Source organism: Streptomyces sp. NPDC058864 (genome assembly GCF_042742985.1).
In the GTDB taxonomy this organism is placed as follows: domain Bacteria; phylum Actinomycetota; class Actinomycetes; order Streptomycetales; family Streptomycetaceae; genus Actinacidiphila.
The window spans coordinates 1-7,378 of the sequence record NZ_JBHYMQ010000139.1 but is presented as its reverse complement, the minus strand read 5'-3'; the positions used below and the strand labels follow the sequence as shown (position 1 = coordinate 7,378).

Sequence of the window (7,378 nt, the reverse complement as noted above, 5' to 3'; positions counted from 1 at the left end):
CATCACCCGCAGCCGTCTCGGACGCCTCACCCGCCAAGGCTTCCTCACCCAGCCCGGACGAGGCCGCTACCAGAAACGGACTTAACGACCTCTGAAGCCCAGGCCGCGTTTGCCGGACGACCTGGGCAGCGAGAGGACGTAACCAGGATGGCGCCCGGTCGTTGATCCGGCCGGAGAAGCGGAAAGCGAAGGCTCCGGGACACTGGCAGGTACCCCGGAGCCTTCGTGGCGTGTACCCAAGCCTTTGCGGACAGGACATGACCGGGTCCCCCGGCACCGCTCAACGCCAGGTGGTGCCGGCGTTCCTGCGCGCCGGCCCGTGGTCTCGGGTGAGACGGACGGTTACGGTATGGCCATGCGTTCGATGGGGGCGGGTTTCGGGAGTCGTTGCGCTGCGACAGCCAGAGTTCTGGTGAAACGTCCGTGGCTCCTCCTGAGCTGGCTCGCGCTGGCCGTTGCCGCGGTCGGAACCGAGAAAATCATCCCTCAGCCATGGTCTGCTGCCGCCTATCCCGTTGCGCTGTCCGTCGCGCTGTTGCTCTTCTCCCGGACACCCCCAAAAGGCAAGGAGCATGACAGCCCGACAGCCGACAATCCATAGAGAAACAGCCAAATCAGGGCGTAAACCGGCGTAACGGCTCATGCAGAAAGTCTCGGCATGCGCTGGTAGCAGAAGCAGAAGCACGATGACAAGGGCGTGGCCGGGCTCCCGCCGGGAGCACGGCCACGCCGGACCGATCACCGCCCACGCGCCCTGGACGCCTCGACCGACGGGCAGATCACCGTTTCCATGCCCGCGCACGGTCGGGGAAGTGCCGCCTGAGGTGTTGGCAGCCTCAGTGAGACGGCCGGCCATCTCGTCGAAAAGTCTGCACGCGGCCGCAGGTTCCGTGTCAGGCGCGAGCCAGTTCGGCGGCGCCGAAGGAGACGTTGAACCGATCGCACCAGATACTCACGCTGGTGTACTTCTCGAGATCTGCAGTGGCGGGCAGCGGGTAGTTATGGCTGCCCTTGTTGCCCTTGAGCGTGCCGAGACTGAGGTGCGCGCCGTCGTCGAAAACGTCCCAGCCGTCCTTGCCCGGCTTCACTGCCGCGTCCGTGATCCAGACCTTCAGGTCCGGGCCGTTGCTGGTGTCCAGGTCCTCCAGGCGCAGCACCCGGGAGCCATCCGGGAGCTGGACGATTTTCACGCTGCCGGTAGTCGTGTGCTCGTGGGTGATGAACTCGCCTGAAGCCAGCGTCATCGGCCCGGCCGACTGCGCGGGTGCCTCGGACGCAGCCGGCTCATCGGGCTCCGTGAGTCCTGTCGGTGTGTTCGTAGGCGGCGTGGCGGCGGGGAGCGCCTCGTTCACGGTCTCGTCCGTCCACAGCTTCCAGGGCTGGAACAGGTACAACCCCACCGCGACTACCGCCAGACCGACCGCCAGAACCCCGATGACCAGCGGCTTGCGCACCAGCCCCACCACACGACTCATCCTTGCCTCCCCACGCTGCGCTTCCACGACTGATTCCACGCGATGTGGAGCCCTTCTGTCCCGGCCGGAGATGCTACGAAGTCCTTACGATCCGGCCCGACAAGCCACCGAGTTCAGCAGACTTGCCTGCGTCAGCGGGCCGCCAGGTCACGCGCCCGCACCACTCCTGATCCCCTGCGGCATCGGCGTGAACCAGATCGTGGCGGAGTCGGATTCCAAGCTCGGCGGCGCGGTGCGGTGGGCTCCGGGTGCGGCCCGGGGGCCTGCGTCAGGGATCGAGGAGTCCGTGGCGCATGGCGCTTGTGACGGCAGCAGTCCTGCCGTCCACGCCGAGTTTCCCGAAGATCCGCAGCAGATGGGTCTTGACCGTGGACTCCCCGATGAACAGACGCCGCCCGATCTCGGCGTTGGTACAGCCATCGGCTACCAGACGCAGGACCGCGGTCTCGCGCTCCGACAGGCGAGGCCGCTCCGGTCTGGCCCTGAGCTGGTCGACCAGTCGGGCAGCAACCGACGGGGCCAGCACCGTCTCGCCCCGGGCTGCGGCCCGCACGGCGTCGGCCAATTCGGCCCGCGGCAGGTCCTTGAGCAGGTATCCCGCCGCCCCGGCCTCGACCGCCCGCAGGATGTCCCGGTCCGTCTCGTAGGTCGTCAGCACGATCACCCGGGACGGCAGCCCCGCCTCCGTCATTCGCACGATCGAGTCGACACCCCCGCCGTCAGGCATCCTCAGGTCCATCAGCACGACGTCCGGTCGCAATTGGGCTGCCAGCGCCTCGGCCCGTGGCCCGCTGGATGCTTCGCCGACGACCTCCAGGTCGAGCTCCGCGCTGAGCATCGCGCGCAGCCCTTCGCGTACGACGGGATGATCGTCGGCGAGGACGATACGGATCATGAGGCACCTCCGAGAGCAGGCAGCAGGGGCAGCCGGACGGTGACGGTCGTGCCCTCGCCTGGTGCGCTGCGGACTGTCGCCGTTCCGCCCGCCTCGGCGGCGCGGGTCCGTAGCCCGGTCAGACCGTAGCCGTCTGCCGGCACCGCCGGGTCGAAGCCGCAGCCGTCGTCCCTCACAGAGACGGTCAGTGCGTCGTCGGCATACGCCAGCGCGATCGCGACCGACGCGGAACCCCCGGCGTGCTTTTGGGCATTGGCCAGCGCCTCCTGGCATGAGCGCAGTGCCACCGCCTCCGGGCCTGCGGGCAGCGCACGCACCGGGCCCGTGATGTCCACCACGGCGTGGTGCCGCGCTGCGAGCCGCCGCAGTGCGTCCGGAAGCGATGCCCCGTCGAGATCGGCGGGCGCGCCCCCGGCGACCAGTGCCCGGGCTTCGGCGAGGTTCTGCCGCGCCGTCTCGGCCATCAGGCCCAGATGGCGACGGGCCTGGGGGATGTCGTGCTCCAGTTCCGCGTCGACCGCCTGAATCAGCATCAGCAGGCTGGTGAAGCCCTGCGCGAGTGTGTCGTGGATCTCCCGGGAGAACCGTTCCCGTTCGGCGAGAGCCCCGTGCTCGGCCGAAAGACGGGAGATCTCGTGACGGCTCGTGTCCAGTTCCGCGATCAGCTCAGCCCGTTCCTCGCTCTGCTCGATGATCCGGATGATCCAGCTGCCGACGACCACCGAGAAGACCAGGGTGACCACGGCGAAGAGCGCGTTGGTGAAGAGGTCGGTGCCAGTCGGTCGCCACAGCAGAGCCCAGCCCACTACCGGCGCGAGATTGATGAGCGTGACAGTTCCCAGCGCCCGGCGTATGCACAGCGTCATGAAGCACTGCGGGATCAGCGCGAACGCCATCAGCCGTGTCTCGCCGGCCAGCATCGCCGACGGCAGGAACAGGGCCATCGCCCCGCCCAGGTAGCACAGTGCCCGCCGCTCGTCGGCCGGATCCTCCCGGAGCAGGCCGCGCCCCACCACCGCGTACCAGGGTATAAGTGGCACAAGCAGTCCCGCCGCCATGGCCCGCGCCGGCCACCCTGGATGCTCGGCGCCGAGCACCAACGCCAGGGTGGCCACCCAGACGACCGCGAAGTACGCGTCCCAGAGCCGAAGCGAGCGCTCCCAGGCGCCCGACCCTCGCGCCCGGCCGGGTCCCGTCATTCCTCGCGCCGCGTCTTCCAGCGAAACGTCAGCAGACACAGCACCAATCCTCCGATGGCCCATGCCGCGAGCACCAGGGCTATCCGACCCAACTCCCAACTCCCGGCCTGCTCCAGGACCCGCGCCGAGTCGGGCAGGAACACACCCCGCAGTCCCTGGCACAGCCATTTCAGCGGAAACAGCGCACTGCAATTCAGCATCCAGTGCGGAATGGTGTCGACCGAGATGTACACCCCCGAGATGAACTGAAGTATGAGGAAGGGCAGGACGACGACGGAACTGGCGCTCTTGGCGGACCTGGGCACCGAGCTGATCGCGATGCCGAGCGATGCGCACCCGGTCAGCCCCAGCACGAAGATCCACCCGAAGTCGAACCACTTGCCGGCATCCGTCGGCAGATCCACGTCATACAGCGTGGTGCCGACAAGTAGCAGGATCGCCGTCTCCAGGACGCCGGTGAACAGAACCAGCCAGATCTTCCCCAGGAAGTACGCCGTCGGCGGCATGGGAGTGCCGCGCAGCCTCCGCAACACCTTCTCGTCGCGTTCCACTGCGATCGAGATCCCGAGGGACTGGAAGCTCGTCGCCATGATTCCCGAGGCCATCATGGCGGGGACGTACAACTGCGAGGCGGTCACGCCGGCGCCGTGCACGTCGTCGTGGAAGATCGAAGCGAAGAGGAACAGGAAGACCACCGGGAAGGAGAACGTGAACACCACCTGATCGCGCTGACGGAAGAACTGCTTGATCTCCAGAACGCCCTGGTGCAGCCCCAGCACCCAGGCCCCGGGCAGGCGCCCGGCGTCTGCCTCGGACCGGGTCCGGACGGCCGTCGTCATCGCGCGTCCTCCTGTCCGGTCAGCCGCAGGTACACGTCCTCAAGGGTGGGCCGGGTGACCAGCAGGCCCGGGACCTCTCCGTTGAAGCGGCGGGCCAGTTCGGCGACCGTCCGGGTCGGTGTCGCGGTGCGCTCGCTGCGCGGGGTGCCGTCAGCCTCCGTCCACTCGACGGTGGCCTCGCTGCCGTACTGGTCCCGCAACGCCGCCGGGGTACCCTCGGCGACCACGCGGCCTGCGGCAAGGACCGCCAGCCGGTGCGCCAGCGCTTCCGCCTCCTGCAGATAGTGCGTGGTGAGCAGGATCGTCGTGCCCTCTTCGGCGAGCGTGCTGATCAGGTCCCAGAACCGACGCCTGGCGGCCGGGTCGAAACCCGTCGTCGGCTCGTCCAGGAGCAGCAGCTCCGGATCGCCTATCACGCCGAGCGCCACGTCGAGGCGCCGGCGCTGGCCCCCGGAGAGCGCCTTGATCCGGCTGTCGGCCTTCGCTGCGAGCCCCACCAGTTCGATGACGTGATCGGGATCGCGCGGGCGTGGATAGTAGCGGGCGAAATGCCGCACCGTCTCGCGGACCGTCAACTCCGCGGGTGCCGATCCGTCCTGCCAGACGACGCCGACTTTCGAGCGCCACGCGCGCGCACCGTGCGCCGGGTCAGCCCCCAGCACGGACACCTCGCCCGCGTCCCGGTCGCGATTACCCTGAAGTATCTCCACGGTGGTGGTCTTGCCGGCGCCGTTGGGTCCGAGCAGGCCGAGCACCTCGCCCCGCGTGATTGCGAGATCGATTCCGTCGACCGCGGCCACGTCCCCGTACCGCTTGCGCAGCCCACGTACATCCACCGCGAGTCCGTTCACGTGTGTGGTCATGACCACGAGCATCGACCGGAACCGAAGGTTCCGGGACAACCGTACGTACGTGGCCGTGTCCATCGAACGGTGGACACACATGCGGGCTCGGCTGCACAGACCTCGGAAATCTCGTGAACGCACTGGCGGCGAGCGGAGACCGCGAGATCCGCGAGCATCGGATCGTATTCACGGTCAAACCGAACCGCGAAAGGCTGGGCTGCACGATTCGGTAGGCCATCGACCCCCTGGTGCGTCGCCGCAAAGCCGCAGGTGATGGCGCAGGCGTTGTCGCGGATCAGGACCGGGTGCACGCGATCGTACACGCCATAGCGAACGGGATGGTGCACGGGGTGACGTCGGATCTGCGGGGACGGCAGCCGTGCCCTGCCGGGCATTTGACGTGCGCCAGCGAACAACGCAGGGTGACACCCCGAGGGGGATGATCAAGAAGGGTGAGCGCGTCATGGCGGAGTACCGCGTCACGCCGGCCCGCATCGTGCGCGCCGGACCGGTCACCGCGCACGCGGTTCTGGACGAATGGGCCCACGGGCAGATCACCGTTCCCGTGTCCACGCCCGCCCTCACGCAGATCAGCGGCCTGCCCCGGCAGGAACTGGCGGGGGCGGTGTTCGAGGTCATGGCCAACACCGCCGCCGCCACGGACACCGACATCGACCCGCACGGCTGGCGCCTCCTGGCCCTCAGTGACGGCGAGGGCCTCGCCACGGTGCTGCCGTGGAGCGGCGTGACCACCTGAAGACGGTGACCGAGGCCCCGCACCCGCATCAGACACTCCACTCCCCTGCGGCTGTCGCGCCGGGAAGAGGTGTCGCCATCCCGCACGGGCTCGCCCACCGGCCGTGACCAGCGGAAACGCCACCGCTACAGAGACCGGCGCTCCTACCCCCGGTGCAACCCTCGGTTCCCCAGTCCACGCAACCCTCCAGCGCACCCTCAGCCCCCGGTCCAAGCAACCCGCCCCAAGCACCACGAGCTGGCCACAGGAGCCCACCGGCGCCGCGCGTCCTGCCAGCCTGCGGGGGTGGGCAAGCCCCGGCAACGGGCTTGCCCACCACAGCGAGCAGCACCGGTCCAGGACAAGCGCAGCCACCGGCCGCCGGAACCTCTCTGCGAGAATCCCGCTCTTCGGCGGAACCGCTGCCGGCGCTGCGCCAGGCCGCAACCCTGAGCCGCGTCAGCGTTTCCCCACGGGATGCTGCTCAGCCCTGTGGCCTACGCAAAGCGTTTCGACGCGCGACGGTCTTGCTCGCCAACTAGTACTCCAGCAGGACTTCGACGTTTTGCCTGATCAGAAGGCTACGCGGTGAGTGTAGTGGGCTGGTGCCCGTCAGGGGCGTGCTTCCTGGGACCGCCCCTCGATCGTGTGCAGCCGGCCCTGGCCAGCTCCCGCAGCGCCGGTTCGCTCCGAGCCGCTGGAGCCGACGCCGGAGGTGACCGGCGATGGGCACACTCGGGCCGCTGGTGTCCCGTCCACGCCCGAGCGCGCTGTGGCCGTGGCGGATGAGGCCGTGCGTAGGGTCGTCGCTGACCCTGCGACGCTCGACTTCGGGCCGCGCACCCCCTTGTGGTGGTGACCGCAGTCCGCAGCAGCGCAGCTACCTCGCGCCGGAGGTCCTGCAGCAGATCATGGCCGTCGACGATGTCGGCGCCGTCGCGGCGCTGGCGTTCTCCCGGCCCGCGGAGTGGATCGGCCGGGCGGTCTCCCTGGCGGGGACGAACTCACGCCGGTCCAGATCGCCGCGGCCATCGGGACGTGCACCGCAGGGTGGGACGCGTGAGTGCCCGCACCCGCGGCCTCGGACGCATCGGTATCTGGGCAGAGGACTTCGACCATCTCTCCGCACCCAAGGTCCATAAGGCCGCCGCCGTGATCGAGGACCTCGGCTACGGCACCCTGGGGTCCCCAAAGACCAAGGGACGGGAGGCCATGGCGCAGGCCGTGATCCTCCTGTCGGCCACCCGGCACATGACCGTGGCCGCAGGCCGCATGTTGTCCATCGCGCCAGGGACGGGACTGTACAAAGAACGGCCCTGTCTCACATTCGGTGGTGACGGAGCGTGCTGCTATCCGAGGAGGATGCGGTGGCGAAGTAGGGTGAAGCCT

At 68.8% G+C, this 7,378-nt stretch carries 6 protein-coding genes and 1 pseudogene; 2 read left to right on the top strand and 5 right to left on the bottom strand.

Features of this window, described 5'->3' with window-relative positions; all coding sequences use genetic code 11:
* Positions 1 to 893 precede the first annotated feature (893 nt).
* The 5 genes from ACFW3D_RS41765 to ACFW3D_RS41745 all read right to left on the bottom strand — a co-directional run bounded on the left by ACFW3D_RS41765 (position 894) and on the right by ACFW3D_RS41745 (position 5,271).
* Positions 894 to 1,475: a DM13 domain-containing protein gene (locus tag ACFW3D_RS41765; protein WP_500513680.1), complete on the bottom strand. Its 582-nt coding sequence runs from the start codon at positions 1,473 to 1,475 to the stop codon at positions 894 to 896.
* 268 nt (positions 1,476 to 1,743) lie between these two features.
* Positions 1,744 to 2,370: a response regulator gene (locus ACFW3D_RS41760; protein WP_500513679.1), complete on the bottom strand. Its 627-nt coding sequence runs from the start codon at positions 2,368 to 2,370 to the stop codon at positions 1,744 to 1,746.
* Complete coding sequence (locus ACFW3D_RS41755; RefSeq protein ID WP_500513682.1) at positions 2,367 to 3,569, bottom strand: sensor histidine kinase; 1,203 nt, start codon at positions 3,567 to 3,569, stop codon at positions 2,367 to 2,369. The genes ACFW3D_RS41760 and ACFW3D_RS41755 overlap by 4 nt, the downstream gene beginning before the upstream one ends.
* On the bottom strand, positions 3,566 to 4,408 hold the full coding sequence (locus tag ACFW3D_RS41750) for an ABC transporter permease (protein ID WP_500513678.1): 843 nt from the start codon (positions 4,406 to 4,408) through the stop codon (positions 3,566 to 3,568). The genes ACFW3D_RS41755 and ACFW3D_RS41750 overlap by 4 nt, the downstream gene beginning before the upstream one ends.
* Positions 4,405 to 5,271: an ABC transporter ATP-binding protein gene (locus ACFW3D_RS41745; RefSeq protein WP_500513681.1), complete on the bottom strand. Its 867-nt coding sequence runs from the start codon at positions 5,269 to 5,271 to the stop codon at positions 4,405 to 4,407. Before ACFW3D_RS41745 ends, ACFW3D_RS41750 begins: the two co-directional genes overlap by 4 nt.
* 421 nt (positions 5,272 to 5,692) lie before the next feature.
* On the opposite strand from ACFW3D_RS41745, the gene ACFW3D_RS41740 reads away from it, so the two are divergent.
* On the top strand, positions 5,693 to 6,010 hold the full coding sequence (locus ACFW3D_RS41740; protein WP_500513677.1) for a hypothetical protein: 318 nt from the start codon (positions 5,693 to 5,695) through the stop codon (positions 6,008 to 6,010).
* Positions 6,011 to 7,048: 1,038 nt separating this feature from the next.
* Positions 7,049 to 7,378: pseudogene (locus ACFW3D_RS41735) on the top strand (hypothetical protein); the annotation flags it as partial.